The sequence below is a fragment of the Azonexus sp. R2A61 genome (assembly GCF_021401135.1).
Lineage (GTDB): Bacteria > Pseudomonadota > Gammaproteobacteria > Burkholderiales > Rhodocyclaceae > Azonexus.
Genome location: NZ_JACBFO010000001.1, coordinates 417,360 through 441,577 on the forward strand (window position 1 = coordinate 417,360; position 24,218 = coordinate 441,577).

Below are 24,218 nucleotides of genomic sequence, written 5' to 3' on the forward strand. Positions count from 1 at the left end.
TTTCAGGCGCCGACGGTGACGGCGAGCTGCATCGGCGGCAGGTAGTCGACGACGACGCGGTCTGGCCGGCCGGTGGCGATCGCCTGCAGCAGGGGCAGCGCGCGCAGGGCCGGAATCGCCGTGCGCAGGGCTTCCAGCGCGGGGTCGGCGAAGCGGGCGGCAGCTTCCTGCGTGGCGTCGACCGTGAGCGAGGCGAGCGAGCGCTCGCTTTTCTCCGGCGACAGCAGCAGCGCGACACCGGCGCAATCCGGCGTGTCGCGCTTGGCGTGCAGCGGGGCGGGGTATTCGCTGTCGTAGGCGATCAGCAGTACCGGCTGGCCGTCGACGGCGACCTGCGCCAGGGCGTCGAGCAGGCCGGCGCCGAAGCTGGCGTCGAAGGCGCAGATCACCTGACAGGGGGCGGTGGCGCCGGTGGCGATGCCCCAGTAGCCGGCGGCGGCGTTATGCACCGAATTGTGGAAACGGGTCGGCGAGATCTGGCGGTCGTCGCCGGCCAGCTGTTCGCACAGCGCGTGGCAGTTGTGACCGTCGGCGCCGGAGGCGGAAAACACCGTGGCCAGCGTCGCCGGGTCGGCGCCGGCCTGGGCGCAGGCTTCGAGGCCGAGAGCGAGCGCCAGCTTGACGACGCGACTGGCGCGCCGGCGTTCGGCCGGCGGCAGGATGGCCGGCGCCGGCAGCACCGATGGGGCTGCGGTCAACGCCGTTGCACCGCGCAAAACCGCGGCGGTCGTCGCCCAGTCGGGCAGGCCGGGGGCGATCAGGCCGATGCCGTCGAGCCAGGCTTTCATGGGGCGACGCCGAAGATCAGGCTGCAGTTGCTGCCGCCGAAGCCGAAGGAATTGCTCAGCGCGATGCGCGGTGCGGCGTCTTTGCGGTCGACCCGGTAATTCAGCGGAATTTGCGGGTCGACCGTGCGCGTGCCGGGGCTGCCGGGCAGGAAGCCGTCCTGCAGCGCCAGCGCGCAGATCACCGCTTCGACCGCGCCGGCGGCGCCGAGCGTGTGGCCGGTGGCGCCCTTGGTCGAGCTGCACGGCACGCGGTCGCCGAACAGCGCAGCGACGGCCTTGCCCTCGGCGGCATCGTTGGCCGGCGTCGAGGTGCCGTGCAGATTGATGTAGTCGATGGCGTCGACCGCAAGATCGGCCGAGCGCAGCGCCGCTTCCATCGCTTGCCGGGCGCCGCGGCCTTCCGGATGCGGCGACGACATGTGGTAGGCGTCGCTCGATTCGCCGGCGCCGAGCAGCAGCACGTCGCCGGCCCTGGCGCGGTCGACCCGCTCGAGCAGCGCAAAAGCCGCGCCCTCGCCGATCGAGATGCCGTTACGCGCCGCGTCGTAGGGCCGGCACGGCTCGCTGGAAGTCAGCTGCAGCGAAGCGAAGCCGTACAGCGTGGTCAGGCACAGGCTGTCCACGCCGCCGACCAGCGCCGCGTCGATGGTGCCCAGTGCCAGCTGGCGGGCAGCCGCGGCGAACACCTTGGCGCTCGACGAGCAGGCGGTCGAGATGGCCATGGCCATGCCTTCGAGGCCGAAGTAGTCGCGGGCGAACTCGGCCAGCGAAAAGGAGTTGTGCGTCGTGCGGTAGATGAAATCGTCGGGCAAGGCGCCGCTGGCCGGGTCGCGCCGGCGGTAGGCCAGCTCGGTCTGCAGGATGCCGGCGGTGCTGGTGCCGAGGAAGACGCCGACGCGCTGCCGGCCGTAGCGCTCGACGGCGGCACGCACGGCGTCGGCGAACCCGTCGGTTTCCAGCCCGAGTTGGCTCAGGCGGTTGTTGCGGCAGTCGTAACGGGCCAGCGACGCCGGCAGTTGCTGATCGTCGACCGCCGCCACCTCGCCGATCCAGGTCGGCAGATCCACCGTCTCGAAGGCACAGGGCGCCAGCCCGCTGCGCTGTTCGCGCAGGGCCGTGCGGGTTGCCGTAAGGCCCCGGCCCAGGCAGGTCGTCGCGGTGAAGGAGGAAAGCAGCAGCGGCGTCACGGTGGCAGGTCTGGTCGGAATGCCGCGATTCTAGCAGAGCGCTTGCGCCGCCCGTTCAGCGCGGGCGGCGTTCGTACTCGGCGATCACCTGGGCGCCGAACAGCAGCAATGTCGCCGCCAGTTCCATGACCAGCAACAGCATCACCGCGCCGCTCAGCGACCCATAGACCAGGCCGATCTTCGACAGGTTGGCGAAATACCAGATCAGCGCGTGGCGCATGCCCTCCCAGAGCAGCGCGGCGACCGCCCCGCCAAGCAGTGCGTGGCCCGGATGCGTGCGGCCGGGCGGGATCAGCAGGTAGAAGGCGCTCAGCACCAGCGTTGCGGCAACCAGCCCGATCCCTTGCGACAGCAGGTGCGAAGCGCCGGCCATCATCGTCGTCAGCACCGAGACGACGGTCAGTCCGAACAGTGCGCCGCCGAGCAGCAGCACGCAGCCATAGGGCAGCAGGAAGGCAACCAGGAAATGCCGCGAGCGCGCCGCCGGCCGCGCCGAGAAAATGCTGGCCATGGCCTTCTCAAGTACCGAGAAGGCCAGCGAACTGAAGAAGAAGAGCGTTGCCAGCAATACGAAACCGATGCTGCGCCGATGGTCGAGAAAACTGCCGATGTCGCCGAGCAATGCATCCGACAAACCCGGCAGCAGCCAGCCCAGGTAAGCCTGGAGCACGCCGAGCAGCACCTCGCGGTCGACCAGTTGCGACAGTCCGATCACCGACAGCGTCAGTAGCGGCAACAGCGACAGCAAGGCGTAATAGGCCACCGCCCCGGCCAGCAGCAAACCCTGGTTGCGGTGGAAGGCGCGTACCACGTCGATGGCGAAGGTGGCGAGTTCGGAGAGCGTGCGGATGCGCATGGTGTTCGTGATGGTAAGGCGCGGATTCGGTGGACAGGATAGCCCACGCTCGTTAAGCTCGATGCCATTTGTATATCCGTGCTGCCGGATCGACTTCCTGGTAACGAAAGCCGTGGTCGACGGGAGCAACGACTGCGATGATCCGAAAATCCGATTCCAGGGCTTCGTCCGAAGGCGTCAGCTTGCGCCGTATCCTTCTTGCCGTACTGATCGCCGTTGCTTTGGCGGGCGTGCTGTTCAGCCAGCGCGACGCCTTTCAGGAACACCGCCTGTACTTCACCCAGGAGCGGCAGGGTGTGGCCTTTCGCCTGGAGGAGCTTTCCGAAACCTGGACCGAGCAGTCCCTCGGGCAGCGATTTCCGGGCATTCCCATCCGCTGTTCGTACAATCCCGGCCCGGGTCTGGGCGATCGCGGATGTGCGCTGGATGCCAAATCGTTCAACGGCGTTCCCACCCTTTTCATTGCCTTTTTCTTTGAAGCCGGGCGTCTGCAGCAGGTTTCGATCAACATTCCGTGGTGGCATCACCAACGCGCGCACCGATATCTCCGCACTTCCCTGGGCGAGCCGACGGCTGCCCAGTTCCTCAATTTCTGGGATACCCGGTTGTACGGCTGGGCATTGCGCGACGGTGCCGGTGTTTTCTTCAATCGCGACAAGGCATTGAACCCGCTGGTCTGGAATGCGATTTACTGGCGCAGTGCGTCGGCCTGCCGGGCGATCGAATGCTTTCGGCAGTGATCGGAAGGTTCGCTCAGAACCCCCTGCCCCGTCCCAGGCAGTTCCGGTAGCGCCCTTCGACCCGGCCGGCGAACCATTCGGTGGTCAGCTTGCGCTGGATTTTCGGGCTTTTCAGCGCGATGCGGGGCATCGCCTGGCGCGGCAGCGACTTGCCGGCCCGGGCCTCGGCCAGCGCGAAGACGCGTTCGTAGAGCGGGCTGCGGGCGAAGGCGGCGGTTTTTTCCAGCAGCAAGTCGCGGCGGATCTGCGGCCGGCTCATGTCGAGCTCGCGGCTCAGGCCGATGGCCGCGTTTTCGACGCTGCTCGCCTGCGGGCCGGGTTCGCCGTCGACGTAACGCAACAGGTCGCCGTCGAGGTCGAGCGCCTGTCCGGTGAGGTGGGCCAGCGCCGCCTGGAAGGCAGCGTTGCGGCTGCTGAAGCGACCGGCATTGAAGTCGGCGAAGCGATACAGGATGCGGTCGTAGCCGGGAACGTAGTCGAGCAGGATGGCGCTGCCGAAATAGACGCCGCCGCGCCGCGAAAACACTTCGTCGCGCAGCGTCCGTTCGATCGGATAGGGGTATTTCCGTTCCTTGACCTGCTTTTCGGCGAAGGCGATGCTGACCTGCATCGGGCCGCCGGTCTTCACCGGGTTGAGGCCGGCCAGCAGGCGGCGGCCGAAGGGCAGTTCGCCGGCCATGTCGCCGAACAGCGCGTTGAGCTGCGTCTCGGTCTTCAAGGCGGCGATCCGCTCGTCGTAACTGCGGCCGTCCGGCGAACTTTTCTGCAGCGCGGCGCGCAATACCAGCGACGGAATGGCGTAGCGTTCGGCCCGTTCTTCCAGCTCGCGGCGCACGATGTTGCCCAGGCCGGGCACCGTCGGGTCGGCCTGGAAACTGGATTCCTGTTCGATGATGGCGATGGCCGCGCAATAGGTCTGCGTGGCGTGCGGCACCTGCAGGCTGGCGAAGGCGGTGTACAGGTCGCCGGCCCAGCCGTCGCGGTCGCGCGCGTAGTTGGGAATCAGGCGGCCGATGCGCCGGCGGACTTCGCCTTCGTCCAGCGTCTGCGGCCAGGCACGCGTCGTCTTGCCGTCGGCGCGGCTGGTCATGTCGGGCGGCAGTTGCGGGCCTTCGTTGTCCTGTTCGAACAGCGAACAACCGGCCAGCGCCAGCACGGCGCCGAACAGACCGACGACGATCGGGCGCATCGCCTCGTCCTCAGGCCGGCACGCGGCAGACCAGCATGACGTTGGCGAAGGGCTTGCCTTCGTTCATCGGATCGGTCTCGACGACGAAGCCCAGGCTTTCGATCAGCGCCACCCACTCGGCCAGCGGCCGGCAGTAGAGGCGCGGCAGGCGGTGGCCGCGGATGAAGGTGACCGTGTGGTCGACCCAGTTGCACAGGTGGTAAGGCAGGCCGGCCGAGGCGTCGCCGACGCGGGTCAGGAACAGGCCGCCCGGCGGCAGCGCGGCGCGGATCCGCTGCAGTACCGTTTTCTGGTGGGCGAAATCGAAGTAATGCAGCGCGTCGAGAATGGTCACCACGTCGACCTGGCCGAAATCGACGTGGTTCATGTCGCCCTGCTCGATGCGGACGATCGGATGGTCGCGGCCGAAGGCGCGGGCGGCACGGTCGACGTCGCGCTGCATCAGTTCGACGCCGCGCAGGTGTTCCGGCTTCGGCGGCGGCGCCCAGTCCTTCGGCCACTGGCCGGCGGCGTGCAGCTTGCCGGCGGCGAGCAGCCAGGCGAACAGGCTGCCCTGGCCGCAACCGAGGTCGAGGTAACGGCCGGCCGGCGGCAGCAGGCCGCGGCGCAGCATCTCGCGGAAGATGCTGTCGGACGACAGCTTGCCGCGGGCGTAGTGGTAGGCGAAATGGCCGGCGTTGCGGAAAGGCCGGCTGGCCTCGTCGAGCATGGCCTTGAAGAAGCTTTTCGGGTTCATGGGCAGGCAGCGTCCAGGGTGACGGGGTGCAACTGGAGATCGTTGAGCGTGGCGAGCAGTGACGGCAGCACGGCGAGGATGACCGCCTGGCCGTCGCCCGTGCGGGCGGCGTGGCCGTCGTGCAGCAGCAGGATGTCGCCGCCGGCGAGATTTCGCGTCAGGCGGGCGTGGACCGTGGCAGCGTCGGCGCAGCGTGTGTCGTAAGGCCGGCGCGTCCAGGCCGCCAGATGCAGGTCGAGGCCGGCCAGCACCGGTTCGAGAAAGGGATTGCGCAGGCCGGCAGTGGCGCGGAAGAAGCGCGGCGCCTGGCCGCAGGCGTCGGCGATGGTGGCCTGGGCGGCGGCGATGTCGCGGCGCAGCCGGCCGGGGCCGAACAACGAGAAGGTTTTTGAGTGCGAGTCGCCGTGGTTCTCGACGCGATGGCCGCGGGCGACGATCTCGCGGCACAGCGCCGGGTTTTCGCGCACCCGCCAGCCGATGCAGAAAAAACTGGCCTGCACGCCGGCGGCGTCGAGCAGGTCGAGTACGCGTGGCGTGACCTCGGGATCGGGACCGTCGTCGATGGTCAGCGCGATCTGCCGGGCGGCGCCGGCGCCGCCCGGTAGCCGGGTCAGGTTGGGACCGAGCAGCGTCGACCGCGGCAGCAGCCCGGCGGCGGTGAGCAGCGCGTGGTTGCCGGCCAGCGCGCCGAGTGCCCATGGCCAGATGGCCGGCGCCAGCGCGACGCCGAGCGCGGCGGCGCCGTGCAGCGCGAAGGTCGCGTGCAGCGTCGGGGTCGGTTTCCAGGGGCGGGGCATGGTCAGGAGCGGGTCGGGAAGTGGCCGGCGGCGACGAAATGTTCCCACAACTGGCGCCAGACCGGCCAGTCGTGACCGCCCGGCAGCGCACAGCGGGCCTTTTCCGGAAAGCATCCGGCGAGGTCGCGCATGCCGGCCGCGAAGCGGTCTTCCGTGCCATAACCGACGAATACCGGCAGCTCGGGCGGCGGTGCCTTGAGCCAGCGCCAGGCGCGGAATTCCGGGTCGGCCAGTTGGCTTGCGGTCGGTTGCCAGGCTGCGAGTCCGCCGGCCGCGGCGATCGCGTTGGTGGTCAGCCGGCTGCCCGGATACGGGGCGATCAGGCACAGGCCGTCGACGCTGGCGGGATGGTCCACCGCCTGGCACAGGCTGAGCAGGCCGCCAAGCGAGATGCCGCCGAGCCAGACGCGGGCGTAATCGCGGCGCGCCGGGGCGAGGATTTCGCCGGCCACGGCGGGCAGCGCGCGGCCGCTGGAAATCGCTTCCAGATCGAGGTCGACCGCGCACAGGTCGAGGTCCAGTCCGGCCCGTTCGACGGCCGCGAAGCAGCCCTGCGCGACGAAATCGGCGGCGCGCATGTAGGCGCCGGGCAGCAGCACGAGCAGGGTTTTTGCGCCGATCCTGCGGTCGACCGTGTTCAGCGGCATGTTTTCCGGCGCGGCACGAAGACCGCCGACAGGAGCAGCACGATCAGCGCGCCGGGACCGACGGTGACGCCGACCGCCTCGAGCACCGGCACCGACGACAGGCCGAGCGTGCCGAAACCGATGGCCGTGGTCAGCGTGGCGATCAGGGTCGAATTCAGCGTGCCGGCATCGGGCCGGCCGTCTTCGGCGAGGTCGAAGAACAGCGAGTAGTTGGAGCCGACGGCGACGATCAGCAGCAGGCCGATCAGGTGCAGCAGGTGCAGCCGCGTGCCGAGCAGGTGCAGGCCGGCGACGACGAACAGTACGGCGAGCGCCAGCGGCAGCGCGACGGTGACCAGCCGGCGCGGCGAGCGCAGCGTCGTGGCCAGCGTCAGCAGCACGGCAGCGATGCCGAGCAGCGACAGCACGATGGCTTCGTCGAGATAGCCGGCGTAGAGCGCGTCGAACTCGCCCTTCATGTCGACGAACAGCGCATCGCTGCCGGCCAGCGCGGCGCGCACCGCGGCGACCGGAATCGCCAGGTCGTCGCCCGGCGGCGGGTGCAGCGGCAGCAGCGCGCTCCAGCCCTGGCCGTGTTCCAGCATCAGTGCGTCGACGGCCAGCGCCAGATGGCTGCCTTGCAGCGTCGGGCGGTCGATCGGCGCGGCCCGGCGGGCCTCGTCGACGTCGTCCAGGAAGGCCGTCAGCCGGTCGGCCGGCAGCGGCAGTCCGGCGGTGGCCGCTGCCAGCCGGTGGGCCAGTTCGTCGCGCGCCGGCAATGCGGCGCGGCGGGCCGTCTGGGTCGCCAGGCTGGGCAGGAAACGGGTCGGCGTGTCGTAGCTGCCGATGGTGCCGTCGGCGACCAGCCGGTCGAGCCGGCCGGCGGCGCGTTCGGCTGCCTGCAGCACGCGCTCGCGGTCGACGCCCTGAACGACGACGAAATAGCGCGAGTCGGCGGCGCCGAGGTCGGCGCGCAGTTCGCCGTCGAGCCGTGCATCGGCCTCGCTGACCGTGCTCAGGGCCGACAGGTTGGCCTGCCACAGCGTTTTGTACTCGCTGGCCAGGTAGACCGCAGCCGCCAGCGCCAGGCCGAGGACCGGCCAGCGCCAGCGCTGCAGGTTTTCGATGCGCGCCGGGTCGATCAGCCGCCGTTCGGCGATGGCCGGCGGCAGCGGGCCGGCCAGATCGGGCAGCAGGTAGCGGGCGACCAGTGCCGCGGCGCCGACGCCGGCAATCGAATACAGGCCGAGCTGGGCGAGTCCGGGGAAGCCGGAGAAGAGCAGCGCGGCGAAGCCGAACACCGAGGTCAGCACGCCGAGCCGGATGGTCGGCCAGAAACGCTGGCGCCAGGCGTCGACGCCGTGGCGGCCGGATTGCACGAAGTAGTAGGTCGAGTAATCGACGGCCTCGCCGATCAGCGCCGCGCCGAAGCCGACGGTGATGCCGAACACCGTGCCATAGACCAGCGCGACGGCGACCACGCCGGCCAGCACGCCGCTGAGCATCGGCAGCAGGCTGAGCAAAATCAGCTTCGGCGAGCGGTAGACCGCGAACAGCACGGCGAAGATGGCCAGCGTACTGATCAGGGTCAGCCGGCGGATTTCGGATTTGATGGTGGCACGCGCGTCGACCGCGAACTTGCCGGGACCGGAGACGGCCAGCCGCAGGTCGCTGCCGTATTGCGGCGCCAGTTCGGCGAAGGTTTGTTCGATCAGCGCCAGTGCCGTTGCCTGGCCGTCGGTGTCGGAGCCGAGCGCCCGCGTCTGGGCCAGCAGCATGGCCCGCTGGCCGTCGCGCGAAGCCCACACGCCGTGGCTGCTGGCCGGCTGCGCGCCGAGGCTGAGCTGGCCGAGCAGCGCCGGCAGTTCGCCGGTCGGGTCGCGGGTCAGGAAGGGCTTGAACAGGTCGCCGAGCGGCGAGGCGAGCAGATCGATGCTGTCGGAAATCGCCGCCTTCAGGCCGTCGACCGTAAACCGTTCCGCGCTCACCGCCGGGCTCAACGCGTAGCGATGGGCGAGCAGCAAGTCGCGGTCGACGTCCAGGCTTTCCTGCGTGCCGTTCTGCACCGACACGAAATCCGGCAAGGCGGCCAGCCGCGTCTGCAGCGCCCGCGACAGGCCGGCGCGCTGCGCTGCGTCGCCGCCGGCAATGCCGGCCATCAGCAGGCGGGTCACCGCGCCCTCGCGGATCTGATCGACCAGCACTTGCTGTTCGGGCGTCGGATGGGCCGGCAGGAAGAAGCTCATGTCGGCCGTGAACCGCGCCTGCGAGGCGAGCAGCAGGCCGGCCGCCATCGTTGCCAGCCAGATCAGCAGGGCGCGCAGGGCCGGCCGCATCAGCGCTCCCCGACCGGCTCGATGGCCAGTTCGACGCGGTCGCCGTCGGCCTGCAGGTATTCGATGCTGCGCGTCTGACGCTGGCTGCCGCGCACGGTGATGCGCTGAACGATGCCGGCGATCTTCTGGTCGCGCGGCAGCAGGGTGAGCACCCACTTGTCCTGCGATCCCGACAGATGCAGCGCATAGTTGCGTTCCAGCGCGGCGCGGTCGCCGGCCAGCGTGCCGCGGATGCTGTCGACGAAGGCCAGCGCTTCGGGTTGGCTGGCCAGGTTGATCGACAGTTTCTGCTGGCCGCGTTCGAGCGTCAGCAGGTCGCGGTCGAGGATCAGCGTTTCGGCCTTCGGCGCCAGCGTGCGCTTTTCCAGCCGGTTGGGCGGCGTGTAGGTCATTTCGCCGCGCGCCACCAGCGGCTTGTCGAGCACCGCCAGGTAGCGGGTTTCGACGAAGCGCGCCTTGCCGCCGGGGTGCGCGGCGAGCAGTCGCATCAATTCGCCGAGTTCGAAGGCGTGGGCGGCGAACGGCGCGAGCAGCAGCGCGCCGGCGAGGAAGACGGAGGAGCACAGGCGCCGGATCATGGTTTTTTCCAGAAATCGAAGAAATTGAACCAGTTGTAGGGAGCGAGACGGCAGTAATGGGTCAGCCGGTCGGCGTAGGCATGGACCGCGTCGGCGATCGCCCGCTCGCGGTCGACGCGGCTGACGGCGGAAAAATCGGCCAGCGGCTCGAAATGGATGCGGTAGCGGTTGCCGCCGAGATACAGCGCGGTCATGAAGAACACCGGCCGGCGCAGCAGCGCGGCAACGCGCCAGGGGCCGACCGGGAAGCGCGCGGTTTTGCCGAGGAATTCGGCGTCGACCGTGGCATCGTCGCCCAGGCTGCGGTCGGCCAGCATGCCGACGAGGTAGCCCTGCGCCAGCTTTTCCTGTGCGGCGAGCATCGACTCGGGCCGGCCGAGCGGCAGGATGTCCTGCGTCGCGTTCGGGTTGATCGCTTCCAGCGTGGCGTTGATCTTGCGCGCGTTTTCCTCGTACATCAGCATCGCCACCTTGAGCCCGGCCTGGCCGCGGCCGACCGTGCGCAGCGCCTCGAAGCTGCCCAGGTGAGCGCCGATCAGCAGCGCGCCGGGCTGGCGTTCGAGCGCCGCGTGCAGCGCTTCGGCGCCTTGCACCTCGATGTCGAACAGGTCGAAACGGTCGTTGAGCAGGTAGATGCGGTCGTGGATGGTGCTGGCAAAGCTGAAGACGTGGCGGAAGCCGTCGTGCCATTCGGCCCAGCGGCCGAGCGCGCGGTGCAGGTAATCGCGGCTGGCGCGGCGGGCGGCCGGCGCGAACAGCGTGAAGTAGCCGGCGATGCCGAGCAGCACGATGCGTCCGACGGCGCGCCCGAAAGTCAGCGAGATCCAGACCATCAGCCGGAGGATGGCGAGGTTGCTGCGTTCCTGCTGGCGCAGCCAGTCCGGATTGCACTTCATGGCGCCGGGCTCAGGCTGCCGCTGGCCACGTCGCGGACTTCCGGGCCGGCGCTGCGGACGACGAAGGTGTAACCGCCGCCGGTGCGCGGCGTCAGCACGAAATCCAGCGTTTCGCCGGGGCCGACCGGGCTGAGGAACTTGGCGTTGCCGATCTGCCAGCGGGTGCCCGGCGTGCCGGCCGATGCCTCGGCGCAGAGGATCGCGCGGTCGAGCAGGACGACGCCGGGGACGATGGGATTGCCCGGAAAATGGCCGGCGAAGGCCGGGTGGTCGACCGCTGCGGTCCAGCGGAAAGGCGCGTCAGTCACGGCGTTTCCAGTCGGCGTAGAGGGCCTGCAGTTCGTTGCGCGGCAGCTTGCCGGTGGTGTTGCGCGGCAGCTTGTCGAGCAGCACCAGCGGGCGCGGCATGAACACCGGGTCGATGCGCCGGCGCAGTTCCGCCTGCAACTGGCGACGGTCGAGGCCGGGGGCGACGACGAAGGCAGCCAGCCGGGTGATGCCGTCGGTTTTCTCTTCTTCCGGCAGGTAGAACGCCGCGTCGACAACGCCGGCGATGGCCGTGGCCTGATGGTTGAGCCAGGCCAGCGAAGTGCGCTTGCCGGCGATGTTGATCAGGTCCTGGTGGCGGCCGAGCAGCACGAATTCGCCGTTGGCGCGCAGTTCGACGCGGTCGCCGAGCGGCAGACGGCCTTCGATGTGGCCGCCGTCGGCCCAGGTGGTGTCGCCTTCCTGGTGCAGCGCGATGCCCGGCATCAGCCGCCAGACCGGGCCGTCCAGCGTGCGCCGGGTGGCGATCTGGCCGGTTTCGGTCGACCCGTAGATTTCCAGCACCGGCGCGCCGGTTGCCGTTTCGGCGCGTGCCGCCAGCTCGGCCGACAGCGGCGCGGTGGCCGACAGGATGCTGTCGATGGCCGGCAGTTCGAGGCCGGTCTCGGCCTGCGCGGCGAGCAGCGTGGACAGGTGGAAAGGCGTCGTCACCAGCATGCGCGGCCGCGGTACGGCGTCCAGTGCGGCGACGATGTCCTGCGGGTAGAACGGCTTGCCGGCCCAGAAACCGGCGGCGCCATGCAGGGCCAGCAGCAGCGTCGATTCGAAGCCGTAGCTGTGCTGCACCGGCACGGTGCCGACCAGGCCGTGGCAGCCTTGCGTCATGCCCAGGCTAAATGCGCCGGCGCGGCCGTTGGCGACGATCTTGCCCCAGCGCTTGGCGTGCGGCTGCGGCAGCCCGGTCGAACCGGAGGTGAACAGGATGGCGGCCAGCTGGTCGGCCGGGAAATCGGGGATTTTTTCGATAATCGCCGGGTCGACCGCAGCAAGATCGGGAAAATCGAGGCACGGGATGTCGCCGGCGGTGAATCCGTCGTCGCGCAGGCAGACTGCGTCCGGATGCAGTTCGGCGATGCGGGCCAGCGTTTCGGCCGTTTGCGAGGCCGGTTGCAGGCTGACCTTGCCGGTCATCAGGCCGGCGGCAAAGCCGAGCGCGAAACGGTAGCGGTCCTGGCAGACGTTGAGCAAGCTGTTGCCGGGCGGCAAGCGGTCGGCCAATGCCCGGCTTTCGGCGATGAAACGGCGGGCGCCGACCGGGCCGTCGGCGCACCAGGCGACGGTGGCGTCCAGGTCATGCACCGAGAACAGCGGCAGCCTCATGCCTGGCCTCCGTCCTGCGGTGCGCGCCAGGCGCGGATCGCCGTGGCGAAGCTCGGCCGTTCCTCGATCGGCAGCTTGATCCGTCGGCACAGGTATTCGCCGACGAACATCAGGCCGATCAGCGGGCCGGTCAGCAGGTTGGCGTGGATCGACCAGATGTCGGTCGGGGCGAACAGGAACAGTGCGGTCGACAACGCCGCATTGCCGAAAAAGAAGGCCGTCCAGGCAATCGTCACCTGCCGCGTGTAGCGTACCTTGCGTGCCGAAATGCCGTGCCGGAAGACGCGGCGGGCCAGCTGGGTGACCAGCGCCTCGCCGGGGCCGAACAGCGTGCGGCCGAACAGCCAGCCGAGCGCCAGGTGCGTGCCGAGGTGCTGCAGCCAGTACAGCGTGGCGACATTGCCGCGCAACTGCGGCCACAGCCAGATCAGCAGCAGCAGGCCGGCGGCGGCGCCGAGCGGTGGCAGCGGCTGCGGCAGGCGGCGCAACAGCAGGCCGGCGACCAGCGCGATCGGCATCAGGCCGAGCGTCACGTTGATGTCGGGATGGCCGTTGCCGGCGCTGCCGACGTGGGCGGCGACGGCCCAGGCGGCGAACAGGACGACGACCGCGAGGCCGCGCAGTCGCTGGGCCGCCGCGTCGGTCATGCGCTGCGCTGGGCGGCGATGTGCGCGGTCAACGCGCGCAGCGACGAAAAAATGCGGATGTTGTCGGCGTTGTCCGACTTGAGCTGAAAGCCGTAACGCTTGGAGACGACCAGTGCGATTTCCAGCACGTCGATCGAATCCAGGCCCAGGCCTTCACCGAACAGCGGCGCATCGGGTTCGATCTCGGCCGGTGCCATGTCGAGGTTGAGCGCGCCGACGATCAGTTCGGCGACTTCCGGCAGCAGGGCTTCGATGGTTTCCGGGGCGATGGCGTCGGACATGGCAGGGGTTCCGTGAGACGTGTTTCAGGCCGGCGCGCGGAACGCGAGCACCGCGTTGCTGCCGCCGAAAGCGAATGAATTGGACAATGCGGCGCGCGGCCGGCTGCCGCGCAGGACTTCGGTCAGGTGGCCGAGGCCGGTACAGGCCGGATCGAGCCGGCCGGCCAGGTTGGCGGTCGGCGGCAAGGCGTCGTCGCGCAGCGCGAGCACGGTGGCGATGGCTTCGATGGCGCCGGCGGCGCCGAGCAGGTGACCGTGCATCGACTTGGTTGCGCTGACCGGCAGCGTTGCGGCGCGCTCGCCGAACACGGCTTGCAAGGCAGCGGCTTCAACCGGGTCGCCTTCGGCCGTGGCGGTGCCGTGGGCATTGATGTAATCGATCTCGTCGGCGCGCAGGCCGGCGTCGGCCAGCGTTGCGTTGAGTGCGCGGATCTGGCCGGCGGCTTCCGGGCGGACCAGATGGCTGTGGTCGCAGCTCGTGCCGTAGCCGGCGAGTTCGCCGTGGATGGTGGCGCCGCGGGCGACCGCATGATCCCAGTCTTCAAGGACCAGCGCCGCGCCGCCCTCGCCGAGCACCAGACCGCGGCGGTCGGCGGCGAACGGCCGGCAGGCGAACGGCGCGCTGTCGGCATCGCCGGGGGCGAGCACGCGCAGCGCTTCCCAGGCGCGGGCGACGCCATAGGCCTGCGGCACGTCGGAACCGCCGGTCAGCATCACCGTCGCCTCGCCGGAACGCACGCGGCGGAAGGCTTCGCCGATGGCGATGGCGGACGACGCACAGGCCACGGTATGGCTCATGCTGACGCCGCCGAGGCCGAGCTGGATCGAGATGTGGGCGTTGGCGGCGTTGTTCATGCCGAGCACGACGGCCAACGGCGACAGGCGCTCGCGGCCCTTCTGCCACAGTTCGCGGTAGCCCTTTTCGTAGGCCAGCGTGCCGCCCAGTGCGGTGCCCCAGGAACAGCCCCAGTTTTCGCGATTTTCGCCGTCGACCGCACGCGGCAGGCCGGCGTCGGCCCAGGCGGAAAAGGCGGCGGCCATCGCCAGCTGGGCGAAGCGATCCATCATCGAGGCCAGCGGTTTGCCGAGTGCGCTATCGGCATCGAAGGCCGGACAGCTGACGAAGGGCATCGACAACGGGCGCGGCAGGTCGTCGGTCAGCAGGTGGCGGATCGCCGATTCGCCGGCACACAGCCGGGCGAAGAAATCGGCCAGGTCGCCGCCGTAGGGACTGACCAGACCCAGTCCGGTGATTGCCACTCGCCGCTGGCTCATGGTTCAGTTCTTCTGTTGAGCGATCAGCCCTGTCATCAGCGTCACCAGCTCACCGACGGTTTTGGGCGTTGGCAGATCGGACGAGAGCTTGATGCCGAAGCGGTCCTCGAACTCGAACATCAGTTCGAGCATCATCAGCGAGTCGACGCCGAGATCGGCCAGCGCGGCCTCCGGAACAACCCTGTCCGGTTCGACGCCGAGGCGGTCCTTGAGAAAATCGCGAATCAGGCCAATGGAATCCATAGGCCGCGGATTTTAGCCGAAAGGTCCTGTTTTCCAAACGTTTCTTTACGTTTCTCCAGGGAGATACATTGCAAATATCAGCGATTTGCTACCATCGCCGCTCTTCTCGTCACGAAAGTCCCGATTCGCCATGAATCCTTCCCCTTCGACCGCCTGGTATCGGCAGATTGCCGGTCGCATCGCGACCTGGTGGCCGTTGAAGGCGGTCGGCACGACGGTGTTCATGGTGCTGTTCTTCGCGGCCTATTTTGCCGCGCTGCAGACGCCGCACGGTCCGGCGACGCTGATGCCGCTGACCTGGCTGGATGCGCACATTCCCTTTGCCGAGGCCGCCTTCCCGGTCTATGTCTCGCTGTGGGTCTATGTGTCGCTGCCGCCGGCGCTGATGGCCGGCCTGCGTGCGGCGCTGCTCTACGGCGTGTGGGTGGCGGCCCTGTGCCTGTTCTGCCTCGGCATTTTCTGGTTCCTGCCGACCGCCGTACCGCCGGCCGGCATCGACTGGTCGGCTTACCCCGAAATGGCGATGATCAAGGGCATCGACGCAGCCGGCAATGCCTGCCCTTCCCTGCATGTCGCGTCGGCGGTGTTCTCCGCATTCTGGCTGGCGCGGGTCTTCCGCAACGTCGGGGCACCCTGCTGGCTGCGCGCTTTCAGCGCCGTGCATTGCGCGGCCATCCTGTGGTCGACGGTGGCCACCCGCCAGCACGTGGTGCTCGATGTCGTCGCCGGCGCCCTGGTCGGCACGCTGTTCGCCGTCGCCTCGCTGTCCGCGATGGCTCGGCAGATCGGTCGCGAGCGCCTGTAGACGGCGCTCAGGCGGTCGTTCCGGCGACCTTTTCCAGCACCTTCAGGAAGCGTTCCGCTGCCTGGTAGCCCACCACGCGCCAGCCGGCGATTTCCTGGCCGCGGGCGTCGAAGAAAATGATGCCGGGCGGGCCGTACAGGCCGAAGCGGGCGAGCAGCGCCTTGTCGTCGGCGTTGTTGGCGGTGACGTCGGCCTTGAGCAGCGTGAAACCGGCCATCTTCGCCTGGACTGCCGGATCGCGGAAGGTGTAGCGCTCCATTTCCTTGCACGACACGCACCAGTCGGCGTAGAAATCCAGCATCACCGGCCGGTCGACCGCAGCCAGCCGGCTTTCCAGTTCGGCCAGCGAACGCACGGTGACGAATGCCGGCTGGCCGGCTTCGGCCGCGACGGCGCCGCCGCGCAGGCCGGCCAGCGGCTGCAGCGGGTCGCGGCCGCCGGCCAGCGCGCCGATCAGCAAGGCGGCGCCGGTCAGCAGCATGACGATGCCGATGCCTTTCCAGAAGCGCTGCCAGCCCTTGGCCAGCGGCGGCAGCGGATCGAGCGCGTGCAGGAAGATCGCCGGCACGATCAGCAGCAGCGCCCAGCCGATCATCACCGCAACTTCCGGCAATACCGGCGACAGCAGCCACAGCGCGGTGGCCAGCAGCGCGACGCCGAAGGCCTTCTTGACGCCTTCCATCCACGGGCCGGTGCGCGGCAGCAGCGAACCGCCGGCGGTGCCGACGGCGATCAGCGGCACGCCCATGCCGAGCGCCATGACGAACAGCGCCGTGCCGCCGAGCAGCGCGTCGCCGGTCTGGCCGATGTAGAGCAGCGCGCCGGCCAGCGGCGCAGCGACGCAAGGGCCGACGATTAGCGCCGACAGCGCGCCCATCAGGAACACCGAAATGCCGCGTCCGCCGCGCAGGTGGCCGGATTCTTCCGACAGCTTGCTCTGCAGCGCGGTCGGCAACTGCAATTCGTAGAAGCCGAACATCGACAGCGACAGCACGACGAAGACCAGGGCGAAGCTGCCGAGCACCCAGACGTTCTGCAATGCCGCCGACAACAGCGTGCCGCTCAGACCGGCGGCGACGCCGGCCGCCGCGTAGGTGATCGCCATGCCCAGCACGTAGGCCAGCGACAGCGCGAAGCCGCGGGCGTGCGACGCCTTGGCGCCCTGCCCGGCGATGATGCCGGAGAGGATCGGGATCATCGGGAACATACAGGGCGTCAGCGACAGGCCCAGGCCGGCCACGAAAAACAGCCCGAGCACGCTCCAGAAACCGGCGTTCTTCAGCGTCTGGGCGATTTTTCCGCTGTCGTCGCCGTCGACCGCAGCCGGCTCGCCGGCGGCCATCGGCGCGGCGGCCGGCGTGCTGTCCGGGTCCGGCAGGTTGACCATCACCGTCTGCGTTTGCGGCGGATAACAGACACCGGCCTCGGCGCAGCCCTGCGACACCAGATCCAGCGTCAGCGGCAAGGCGCCGGAACTGTTGCGTTCCACCGGCACGCGGAACACCGCCTGCTGGTGATAGACCTCGACGCGGCCGAAATTCTCGTCGTTCTTCTCCTGCCCGGCCGGCAACTGCAGCGGGCCGAGGACGATGGTTTCGTCGGCGGCGCGCACGCGGAACTTGTCCTTGTACAGGTAGTAGCCGTCGGCGATCTCGTAGCGGACCTCGACCGTCCGGCCGTCGACCGCCCGCGCCGAACCCTTGAAGGCAACGGCGGGATCGAGGAATTCCTGGGCCTGGGCCAGCCCGGCGAACAGCGAGAAGACGAAAAACAGGATACGCATGGTCATCGGACAGTCTCCTGGGCCAGCCAGTTCAGATACGCCGGCAGGCCGTGGGCGATCGGCAGCGCGACGATCTCCGGCACCGCGTGGGGATGCAGTTCGGCGAGGCGCTTTTCCAGCGCCGCGTAGCTTGCTGCGGTCGACTTGATCAGCAACGGAATTTCCGACGCCGATTCGACGGCGCCCTGCCAGCGATAGACCGACTGTACGCGCGGCAGGATGTTCACGCAGGCGGCCAGCCTTTCCTCGACGAGGGCCAGCGCGATGGCGTTGGCGCAGCTTTCGTCGGGACAGTTGGTGAGGATCAGCAAGGGTTCCATCGGCGAATTCCTCGGGAAAATCACTTGAGCAGCCGGCGGCGCGTCAGACGCAGCGCGATGGCGAAGGCCACCGCGGCCGTCGCCAGCAGCACGCCGACGTGCAGCAGGGCATCGGCCGGCACCTGACCGGCCAGCAACGGCCGGATCAGCGCCACGCCCTGCGCCAGCGGCAGGCACTGGCCGACGAAAGCCAGCCAGCCGGGCAACTGGTCGGTCGGGAAGAAAACGCCGGAAATCAGCGTCATCGGCGTAATGAACAGCGTGAAGTAATACATGAAGAAATCGTAGGACGGCGCCAGCGCGTTCCAGATCAGGCCCAGCGCCGCAAAGGCCAGGCCGGTCAGCACGATGGCCGGCAGCGCCCACAACGCCAGCGGGCCGCTGGTCAGTCCCATCACGGTGATCACCAGCAGGATGGCGGCACCGGAAAACAGCGACTTGGTCGCCGCCCAGACGAGTTCCCCGGCAACCACATCGGCCAGCCCGAGCGGCGTGTTGAGGATGGCATCCCAGGTCTTCTGCACGTGCATCCGCGAGAAGGACGAATACAGCGCCTCGAAGGTCGCCGCGTTCATCGTCGACGCACACACCGTACCGGCCGCCAGGAAAGCGATGTAAGGCTGGCCGTCGATGCTCGGCAACATCGCCCCCAGCCCGTAGCCGAGGCCGAGCATGTAGATCATCGGATCGGCCAGATTGCCGAGGATGGAAGGCAGCGCAAGCTTTCGCCAGACCAGGAAATTGCGTTGCCAGACAGGAAACCAGCCGGCGGTGGCGAGCAGGGAGACGGACATGGAGCGTGGCCGGATCAGCGAAGGAAGGCGAGCATTCTAACGCCGGGTGGGGGATGTGGGCGGTGTGGGGAGAAAGGTGGTAGTTGGGCGGCTATCGGCCAACGGCGGCCATTCAGATGATTTCTGCAAAGGAGACGCTCAGCAAAATGCCTATTGCATGAACGGCATCGGTACAATGGCAAGCTGTCCGTTTTAATTCTCACGCCCACATGCTGCATAAACGGATTTTTCTGAAAACGCCCAGCAGGCAAGGACTGCCGCCTGTCGCATATTCCAACTTATTGGACACTTCTGTCATCTACTACTAGTCAGGACTCATGAACCCATGAAGACCATCGTTTCAGCACTGATTGTCAGCTTTATCTCATTGTCTGCCGTTGCAAACGTCACCGATTCGCCACCGTATCACCCCTTGTACGGAAAGTGGATGTGGACCTATGCAAAGAACAACTGTCAGGAGGTGTACCACTACCGATCAGACAATACTTCCGTTGTAACTAGCGGCGAAGAAGTTGGAGAAAGTCGTTTTACTATTAGTGACAAGCACGATTTAAATGGGTTTTATCGAATGATTGATGTAGTAACGAAGAGCAACGGCCTTGCTGGCTGTGACGGCACGCCTGGTGGAACGCCAGTAGGCGATACAGTTACGCTATACATTTTCTTCAGCCCCACAAAAAGCGAAATGGCCATATGCCAGGAGCCGTCTCTAAAAGCTTGTATGGGGCCGCTTCGCCGCATTTCGGAATGAGCCCTAACATTCTGCTCAAGGTGCGGCCTTCGATCGTTGGGCCGCCCCGCAAGCGGGCCGTCCCTTAGCTTGTACGTTGAGGCTTTAGAAAACCTTGTTTGGCGAAAAATGACTGCGACCCAGAAAAATCCGACTTTCACAATCCATAAAAAATTAATGGTTGTAACGACCGTTGTATTTTCACTCTCTTCGTTCTGCGTGTTTGGAGAGGAGGTGTCCGAGAAGTATGTCAACGAAACGACTGAGAAGCTTAATGGAATTTTAGACTGCGCAGAGCTATATAAAGGAAATAATATGGAGCTTTTCGCGGGTACAAAATGCGCAATTGTAAAAGGAAATTCTGCGGGAATGGAGAATGCTGTAAAAACTATTTGTCAGTCAGATTTTCGAGATATAGGCTGCCCTTCGCAATTGTTGCAGCTCGCATATTTTTATTCGGATAAAACTAATCCAGTAAAGAGTATTCAAAAATCAATAAGTACAATTCAAAAAATATTTTCAGAATATCCAAATTGGAATGGATTATCTGATGCAAAGGTTTTGCTTTCGGAAATAGAAAAATCACAGTAAATAATTTAACTGAAGTCCAAGATCTCAATCCGCTGGATCTCCGGCAAGCTAAGCTTGTCTGCGTCCGGTTATTTTCAACGTTAAGAGATTCTCCATAGACTGCCCAAACTGCCAACAGAAAATCCCCTTCTTTTCAAAAGCGATCCATTCATTGGGAAAGGTCAAAACATGCCCACATTGCACTGCTCCGATGCGCCAAGATTTTGCCTATGGAAAATTCTTCAAACTGGCGTTCGCTGTTGGCCTACCAATTAAGTTGCTTGGTGTATTTATTCCTGCCTTAGCTTTCTTAAAATGCTCGTTGGCCACGGGACTCATCGTGGGAGTTTTCATCATGTTCAGCATGCGTTTCAAGCAGATCGAACATGAGCCCTCCAGACCTTCACTTCGTAACATCCTGACCCAGCCGACCGTCAAAATGCTCCGCTTTTTGTCGTCGTGAGCTAGCACGTTGAATGTCCGCTTCTTCAAGCTAGCTAATTTCCTTTTGGGTTGTTTCACCCCGTTAAATCAGTACCCTTTTCAATCTCCCGCCCCAAACTTTTCGCCCTGCCCACGGTCATCACCTAAGATGACAGACGTTGCGGACAGGAGGGCGTGTCGATGGAAATGCCGAATGACGTGAAGGCGGTGCTGATCGATCTGGCCGGGGTGCTGCACACCGGCGACGAGGCGCTGGCGGGGGCGGTGCCGGCGTTGAAGCGTTTGCGCGGTGCCGGGCTGGTGTTGCGCTTCCTGACCAATACCACGCGCACGCCGGGCAGCGTGTTGTTCACCAAGCTGTGCCGGATGGGTTTCGAGTTGTCGGCCGGCGAGATCCAGACCGCCGCGCTGGCGGCCCGCACGGTGGTGCGCGAGCGCGGCTTGCGGCCGCACTGGATGGTGCATCCGAACATCGCCGGCGAGATGGGGCCGGACGCCGCCGAGCCGGATGTCGTGGTCCTCGGTGACATGGGTGAGCATTTCAGCTACGCCGGCCTCAACCGCGCCTTCCGTTTGCTGATGCAGGGCTGTCCGCTGATCGCCATGGCGCGCAACCGCTATTTCATGGAAAGCGACGGGCTGGCGCTGGACATGGGGGCTTTCGTCGCCGGGCTGGAGTATTCGGCGGGCGTCAGGGCCGAGATCGTCGGCAAGCCGGCGCCGGCCTTTTTTGCCGCGGCGCTGGCCGAGCTGGGTGTGACGGCGGATCAGGCAGTGCTGATCGGCGACGATCTGAGCGACGACATCGGCGGCGCGCAGGCGGCGGGCATCGCCGGCATTCTGTTGCGTACCGGCAAGTTCCGGCCGGGCGACGACGCCAGTCCGGACATCCGGCCGGCGCTGACGGCGGACGATTTCGCGGCTGCGGTCGACCGGCTGGTCGGCTAGAAATTCAGTCGCGCAGTTCGCGGCCGGTCAGCTTGATGAAGACGTCTTCGAGGTTGGCGGCGCGGTGCATGTAGCGCAGGCCGTCTTCGTCGGCCAGCGCGGCGAGCAGCGGCGCGGCGTCGCGGCAGTAGAAGAAGGCGGTTTCGCCGCTGGCTTCGACGCGTTCGGCAAGCTGGCGGTGGTTTTCGACGAATCCGGGCAGTCGACCGCAGCTTTCGTCGAAGACTTCGACGACTTGCGGTTCGATGTGCGTGGCGATCAGTTCGCGCGGGCTGCCTTCGGCGATCTTGCGTCCGTGGTCGACGACGATCAGCGTGTCGCACAGCCGTTCGGCTTCGTCCATGAAATGGGTGGTCAGGATCAGCGTCTTGCCGGCCGCCTTGAGTTGCTTGAGCCGTTCCCAGATCAGGTGGCGGGCCTGCGGGTCGAGGCCGGTGGTCGGTTCGTCGAGGAAGACGATGTCCGGGTTGGCGACCAGCGCGCGGGCCAGGGTCAGGCGCCGTTTCATGCCGCCGGACAGCGTGGCGATGCGCGCATCGGCCTTGCCGGAGAGGCTGGCGAATTCGAGCAGTTGCGGGATGCGGGCGCGGATTTCGGCGTCGGGCAGGCCGAAGTAGCGGCCGAAGACCAGCAGGTTTTCGGCGCAGGTGAAATCCGGATCGAGGTTGTCGAACTGCGGCACGACGCCGGCACGCGCCCGTGCCGCCTGCGCGTCCTGCGGAATGGCATGGCCGCCGAGAGTGATCCGGCCGGCGTCCGGCGCGGTCAGGCCGAGGCAGAGGCGCAGCGTGGTGGTCTTGCCGGCGCCGTTCGGGCCGAGCAGGCCGAAGCAGGTGCCGGGCTGGACGGCGAACGACAGGCCGGCGACGACTTCGCTGTCGCCGTAGGCCTTGCGCAGCGAATCGACGCTCAGTGCCGCCATGCGCGGGTCACGATGTCGCGGATGTGGTGCAGCCGGCGATGGAAGAAGTGGTCGGCGCCGGGCACCACGACGACCGGCAGGTCGAGCGGCTGGGCCCAGGCGAAGACGTTGTCCAGCGGCACCGTGTCGTCGGCCGAGCCGTGGATGACGATGGTGTCGTGCGGCACCGCTTCGGTGTCGTACTGGCGGCTGTTTTCGACGTAGCCGGCGGCGGTGCCGACCAGCACCAGGCGCTGCGCCGGGTGGCCGGTGTCGGCCAGCCGTTTGGCGACGCGCGTCTGGCAGTAGGCGCCGAAGGAGAAACCGGCCAGCGCCACCGGCAGGTCGCCGCAGCGCCGTTTCGCTTCGTCGAGGACGACCAGCAGGTCGTCGGTTTCGCCGATGCCTTCATCGTGCTCGCCCTCGCTCAGGCCGACGCTGCGGAAATTCGGCCGGAAGGCGGCATAGCCGAGCGCGACGAAGGTCTTGGCCAGCGTGTAGGCGACCTTGTTGGTGTTGGCGCCGCCGCCGATCGGGTGCGGATGGGCGACCAGCGCGATGCCGCGCGGCGCGTCCGGGCGTTCCATGATCAGCTCGATCTTGCCGGCCGGGCCGTCGATCAGCAGTTTTTCCTCGATGACTTTCATTTTTCAGATTTTCAGGCGGTCGACCGGACGACCGTTGATCAGGTGTTCCTGGATGATTTCCTCGACGTCGTCGTTATCGACGAAGGCGTACCAGGTTTCTTCGGGGTAGACGACCATCACCGGGCCCTGGTCGCAACGGCCCAGGCAGCCGGCCTTGTTGATGCGCACGGCGCCGGGGCCGTTCTTCTTCAGTTGGCCGATGCGATCCTTGGCGTAGGCGAAGGCCTCGCTGCCGCCGACACGGTCGCAGCAGGCTTCGCCGTTCGGGCGCTGGTTGGTGCAGATGAAAACGTGATGCTGGAAATAGCTCATGGGTCTCTCCGTTCGGATCGGCATTATAGTCGCCGGCCGCTGCGCTCAGCCGGCGCGTCCTTGCGGTCGACCGAGGGCCAGCAGCAAAAACGGCAGCGCCAGCAACGGCCACAGCGCGGCGACCAGCCGGGTTAGACCGTTGAAGTTGAGAAAGTGCCCCTGTCGCCAGGCGGCTAGCGCCGCCGCCGAATACGGATTGGCCGGTGCCAGGTTGACCAGCACGCTGCCGGCGATCAGCACCGGGACGGCCAGCCACAGCGCCAGCCGGTTCGGCAGCCAGAGCAGCAGCAGCAGCGCGATGCCGGCCACGCTCAGCCCCTGCCGCGCACCGGGCGTCAGCCAGGCCATCGCCTCGGCCGGTCCGACCAGCACGGCGGCGCTGACCGCGCGCACGGCCAGTCCGAGCAGCAGGAAGATGGCGACAGTCGGATAGGCGGTCCACCGCCGGGCGCACAAATAACGCAGCATCAGCCCGACGGCCAGCGCGTTGCAGGCGGTGACGCCGGCCTCGACCGCGGCAAAGCTGTCTACCGAGAACGGCAGCAGCGGATCGACGGTGATCAGGTGGCGGATGTCGCCGGCGCCGAACAGCAGGATTTCCGGCGACAGCGGTACCAGCAACCACAGGCCGAGCAGCGTCAGCCCCAGTTCGGCATGCGGCACCGGCGCGATCAGCCGCTGTTCGACGGCGATCAGCCGGGCAAAGATGCGCGGGCCGACGATCTGCGCCCAGATCGCGCCGATCAGCACGCCCAGCGTGTTGCACGCCAGGTCGAGGTTGGACGGTACGCGCGTCGGCAGCCAGTTCTGCAGCGTTTCCAGCCCCAGGCTGACAGCGCCGCCGAGCAGCGTGGCCAGGATCGGGGCGGTGTAGCGACCGGGCAGCCGACGCAGCGCGAGCGTGAAAAAGAAGCCGAGCGGCACGTAGACCGCAACATTGGCCAGCAGGTCGAAGAGCGTCCAGTAACGCGGCCAGTCGGTATTCAGGAAAGCCCACGGCGAGACACCGCTGTCGCGCCAGCCCGAGAACGGGTGCAGGCTGCCGTAGACGGTCAGCCCGAGCCAGGCGAGCGCCAGATAGCGGGCGAGAACGATGGGGCCGTTGCCAGATCGGGACATGCCCCGATTTTAGGGCCTGCCGC

The 24,218-nt window shown here is 67.1% G+C and carries 29 protein-coding genes; 6 read left to right on the plus strand and 23 right to left on the minus strand.

What is annotated here, in order from left to right; translation table 11 throughout:
• Positions 1 to 2: 2 nt before the first annotated feature.
• Genes L0962_RS02010 through L0962_RS02020 form a run of 3 tightly spaced genes read right to left on the minus strand, consistent with a single transcriptional unit; the run spans position 3 to position 2,831 of the window.
• Positions 3 to 788 (minus strand): beta-ketoacyl synthase chain length factor, encoded by a 786-nt coding sequence (locus L0962_RS02010; RefSeq protein ID WP_234083360.1) that lies wholly within the window; start codon positions 786 to 788, stop codon positions 3 to 5.
• On the minus strand, positions 785 to 1,975 hold the full coding sequence (locus L0962_RS02015; RefSeq protein WP_234083367.1) for a beta-ketoacyl-[acyl-carrier-protein] synthase family protein: 1,191 nt from the start codon (positions 1,973 to 1,975) through the stop codon (positions 785 to 787). The genes L0962_RS02010 and L0962_RS02015 overlap by 4 nt, the downstream gene beginning before the upstream one ends.
• 55 nt (positions 1,976 to 2,030) lie before the next feature.
• On the minus strand, positions 2,031 to 2,831 hold the full coding sequence (locus tag L0962_RS02020) for a YihY/virulence factor BrkB family protein (RefSeq protein WP_234083374.1): 801 nt from the start codon (positions 2,829 to 2,831) through the stop codon (positions 2,031 to 2,033).
• Positions 2,832 to 2,968: 137 nt separating this feature from the next.
• Here L0962_RS02020 and L0962_RS02025 point away from each other — a divergent pair, with 137 nt between their 5' ends.
• Complete coding sequence (locus tag L0962_RS02025) at positions 2,969 to 3,571, plus strand: hypothetical protein (RefSeq protein WP_234083381.1); 603 nt, start codon at positions 2,969 to 2,971, stop codon at positions 3,569 to 3,571.
• Positions 3,572 to 3,584: 13 nt separating this feature from the next.
• Here the strand turns inward: L0962_RS02025 and L0962_RS02030 are convergent, their stop codons facing one another.
• The 13 genes from L0962_RS02030 to L0962_RS02090 are packed head-to-tail and all read right to left on the minus strand — an operon-like array spanning position 3,585 to position 14,822.
• The gene (locus L0962_RS02030) at positions 3,585 to 4,760 is read right to left on the minus strand and encodes a DUF1615 domain-containing protein (protein WP_234083387.1); all 1,176 of its coding nucleotides are present in this window, start codon (positions 4,758 to 4,760) and stop codon (positions 3,585 to 3,587) included.
• 10 nt (positions 4,761 to 4,770) lie between these two features.
• A complete protein-coding gene (locus L0962_RS02035; RefSeq protein WP_234083392.1) occupies positions 4,771 to 5,496 on the minus strand; it encodes a cyclopropane-fatty-acyl-phospholipid synthase family protein in 726 nt (241 codons plus the stop codon).
• The gene (locus L0962_RS02040; protein ID WP_234083397.1) at positions 5,493 to 6,293 is read right to left on the minus strand and encodes a polysaccharide deacetylase family protein; all 801 of its coding nucleotides are present in this window, start codon (positions 6,291 to 6,293) and stop codon (positions 5,493 to 5,495) included. Before L0962_RS02040 ends, L0962_RS02035 begins: the two co-directional genes overlap by 4 nt.
• Positions 6,294 to 6,295: 2 nt before the next feature.
• On the minus strand, positions 6,296 to 6,940 hold the full coding sequence (locus L0962_RS02045) for a hypothetical protein (RefSeq protein WP_234083403.1): 645 nt from the start codon (positions 6,938 to 6,940) through the stop codon (positions 6,296 to 6,298).
• Positions 6,931 to 9,255, minus strand: coding sequence for an MMPL family transporter (locus tag L0962_RS02050; protein ID WP_234083409.1), 2,325 nt, complete (start codon positions 9,253 to 9,255; stop codon positions 6,931 to 6,933). The genes L0962_RS02045 and L0962_RS02050 overlap by 10 nt, the downstream gene beginning before the upstream one ends.
• On the minus strand, positions 9,255 to 9,833 hold the full coding sequence (locus L0962_RS02055; RefSeq protein ID WP_234083415.1) for an outer membrane lipoprotein carrier protein LolA: 579 nt from the start codon (positions 9,831 to 9,833) through the stop codon (positions 9,255 to 9,257). The genes L0962_RS02050 and L0962_RS02055 overlap by 1 nt, the downstream gene beginning before the upstream one ends.
• The gene (locus tag L0962_RS02060) at positions 9,830 to 10,729 is read right to left on the minus strand and encodes an acyl-CoA synthetase (protein ID WP_234083421.1); all 900 of its coding nucleotides are present in this window, start codon (positions 10,727 to 10,729) and stop codon (positions 9,830 to 9,832) included. The genes L0962_RS02055 and L0962_RS02060 overlap by 4 nt, the downstream gene beginning before the upstream one ends.
• Positions 10,726 to 11,037, minus strand: coding sequence for a hypothetical protein (locus L0962_RS02065; RefSeq protein WP_234083429.1), 312 nt, complete (start codon positions 11,035 to 11,037; stop codon positions 10,726 to 10,728). The genes L0962_RS02060 and L0962_RS02065 overlap by 4 nt, the downstream gene beginning before the upstream one ends.
• Entirely contained in the window at positions 11,030 to 12,376 is a 1,347-nt protein-coding gene (locus tag L0962_RS02070; protein ID WP_234083436.1) for an AMP-binding protein, read from the minus strand. The genes L0962_RS02065 and L0962_RS02070 overlap by 8 nt, the downstream gene beginning before the upstream one ends.
• Positions 12,373 to 13,023 (minus strand): hypothetical protein, encoded by a 651-nt coding sequence (locus L0962_RS02075; RefSeq protein WP_234083443.1) that lies wholly within the window; start codon positions 13,021 to 13,023, stop codon positions 12,373 to 12,375. The genes L0962_RS02070 and L0962_RS02075 overlap by 4 nt, the downstream gene beginning before the upstream one ends.
• Positions 13,020 to 13,304: a phosphopantetheine-binding protein gene (locus tag L0962_RS02080; protein ID WP_234083449.1), complete on the minus strand. Its 285-nt coding sequence runs from the start codon at positions 13,302 to 13,304 to the stop codon at positions 13,020 to 13,022. The genes L0962_RS02075 and L0962_RS02080 overlap by 4 nt, the downstream gene beginning before the upstream one ends.
• Positions 13,305 to 13,328: 24 nt before the next feature.
• Complete coding sequence (locus L0962_RS02085; protein WP_234083454.1) at positions 13,329 to 14,579, minus strand: beta-ketoacyl synthase; 1,251 nt, start codon at positions 14,577 to 14,579, stop codon at positions 13,329 to 13,331.
• Positions 14,580 to 14,582: 3 nt separating this feature from the next.
• A complete protein-coding gene (locus L0962_RS02090; protein ID WP_234083458.1) occupies positions 14,583 to 14,822 on the minus strand; it encodes an acyl carrier protein in 240 nt (79 codons plus the stop codon).
• Positions 14,823 to 14,952: 130 nt separating this feature from the next.
• On the opposite strand from L0962_RS02090, the gene L0962_RS02095 reads away from it, so the two are divergent.
• Positions 14,953 to 15,627, plus strand: a complete 675-nt coding sequence (locus tag L0962_RS02095; RefSeq protein WP_234083476.1) for a phosphatase PAP2 family protein — start codon at positions 14,953 to 14,955, stop codon at positions 15,625 to 15,627.
• A gap of 7 nt (positions 15,628 to 15,634) precedes the next feature.
• Here L0962_RS02095 and dsbD read toward each other — a convergent pair whose 3' ends face one another.
• The 3 genes from dsbD to L0962_RS02110 are packed head-to-tail and all read right to left on the minus strand — an operon-like array spanning position 15,635 to position 18,524.
• On the minus strand, positions 15,635 to 17,410 hold the full coding sequence (dsbD, locus tag L0962_RS02100; protein WP_234085059.1) for a protein-disulfide reductase DsbD: 1,776 nt from the start codon (positions 17,408 to 17,410) through the stop codon (positions 15,635 to 15,637).
• Between the two features lie 2 nt (positions 17,411 to 17,412).
• On the minus strand, positions 17,413 to 17,730 hold the full coding sequence (cutA, locus tag L0962_RS02105; RefSeq protein WP_234083479.1) for a divalent-cation tolerance protein CutA: 318 nt from the start codon (positions 17,728 to 17,730) through the stop codon (positions 17,413 to 17,415).
• 20 nt (positions 17,731 to 17,750) lie between these two features.
• On the minus strand, positions 17,751 to 18,524 hold the full coding sequence (locus L0962_RS02110) for an ABC transporter permease (RefSeq protein ID WP_234083482.1): 774 nt from the start codon (positions 18,522 to 18,524) through the stop codon (positions 17,751 to 17,753).
• Positions 18,525 to 18,849: 325 nt separating this feature from the next.
• On the opposite strand from L0962_RS02110, the gene L0962_RS02115 reads away from it, so the two are divergent.
• The 4 genes from L0962_RS02115 (at position 18,850) to L0962_RS02130 (ending at position 21,216) form a co-directional block, all read left to right on the plus strand.
• Positions 18,850 to 19,275 carry a hypothetical protein gene (locus tag L0962_RS02115; RefSeq protein WP_234083497.1) on the plus strand — a complete coding sequence of 142 codons (426 nt, stop codon included), beginning with the start codon at positions 18,850 to 18,852 and terminating at the stop codon, positions 19,273 to 19,275.
• A 108-nt stretch (positions 19,276 to 19,383) separates the two neighbouring features.
• Positions 19,384 to 19,845 (plus strand): hypothetical protein, encoded by a 462-nt coding sequence (locus L0962_RS02120; protein WP_234083500.1) that lies wholly within the window; start codon positions 19,384 to 19,386, stop codon positions 19,843 to 19,845.
• A gap of 190 nt (positions 19,846 to 20,035) precedes the next feature.
• The gene (locus L0962_RS02125) at positions 20,036 to 20,287 is read left to right on the plus strand and encodes a hypothetical protein (RefSeq protein ID WP_234083502.1); all 252 of its coding nucleotides are present in this window, start codon (positions 20,036 to 20,038) and stop codon (positions 20,285 to 20,287) included.
• A 161-nt stretch (positions 20,288 to 20,448) separates the two neighbouring features.
• A complete protein-coding gene (locus L0962_RS02130) occupies positions 20,449 to 21,216 on the plus strand; it encodes a TIGR01458 family HAD-type hydrolase (protein ID WP_234083505.1) in 768 nt (255 codons plus the stop codon).
• Between the two features lie 4 nt (positions 21,217 to 21,220).
• Here L0962_RS02130 and L0962_RS02135 read toward each other — a convergent pair whose 3' ends face one another.
• Genes L0962_RS02135 through L0962_RS02150 form a run of 4 tightly spaced genes read right to left on the minus strand, consistent with a single transcriptional unit; the run spans position 21,221 to position 24,195 of the window.
• Positions 21,221 to 22,138 carry an ATP-binding cassette domain-containing protein gene (locus tag L0962_RS02135; protein ID WP_234083508.1) on the minus strand — a complete coding sequence of 306 codons (918 nt, stop codon included), beginning with the start codon at positions 22,136 to 22,138 and terminating at the stop codon, positions 21,221 to 21,223.
• Positions 22,126 to 22,764: an alpha/beta hydrolase gene (locus tag L0962_RS02140; protein ID WP_234083511.1), complete on the minus strand. Its 639-nt coding sequence runs from the start codon at positions 22,762 to 22,764 to the stop codon at positions 22,126 to 22,128. Before L0962_RS02140 ends, L0962_RS02135 begins: the two co-directional genes overlap by 13 nt.
• A gap of 3 nt (positions 22,765 to 22,767) precedes the next feature.
• Complete coding sequence (locus L0962_RS02145) at positions 22,768 to 23,076, minus strand: ferredoxin (protein WP_234083514.1); 309 nt, start codon at positions 23,074 to 23,076, stop codon at positions 22,768 to 22,770.
• A gap of 45 nt (positions 23,077 to 23,121) precedes the next feature.
• Complete coding sequence (locus tag L0962_RS02150; protein ID WP_234083518.1) at positions 23,122 to 24,195, minus strand: VanZ family protein; 1,074 nt, start codon at positions 24,193 to 24,195, stop codon at positions 23,122 to 23,124.
• Positions 24,196 to 24,218 lie beyond the last annotated feature (23 nt).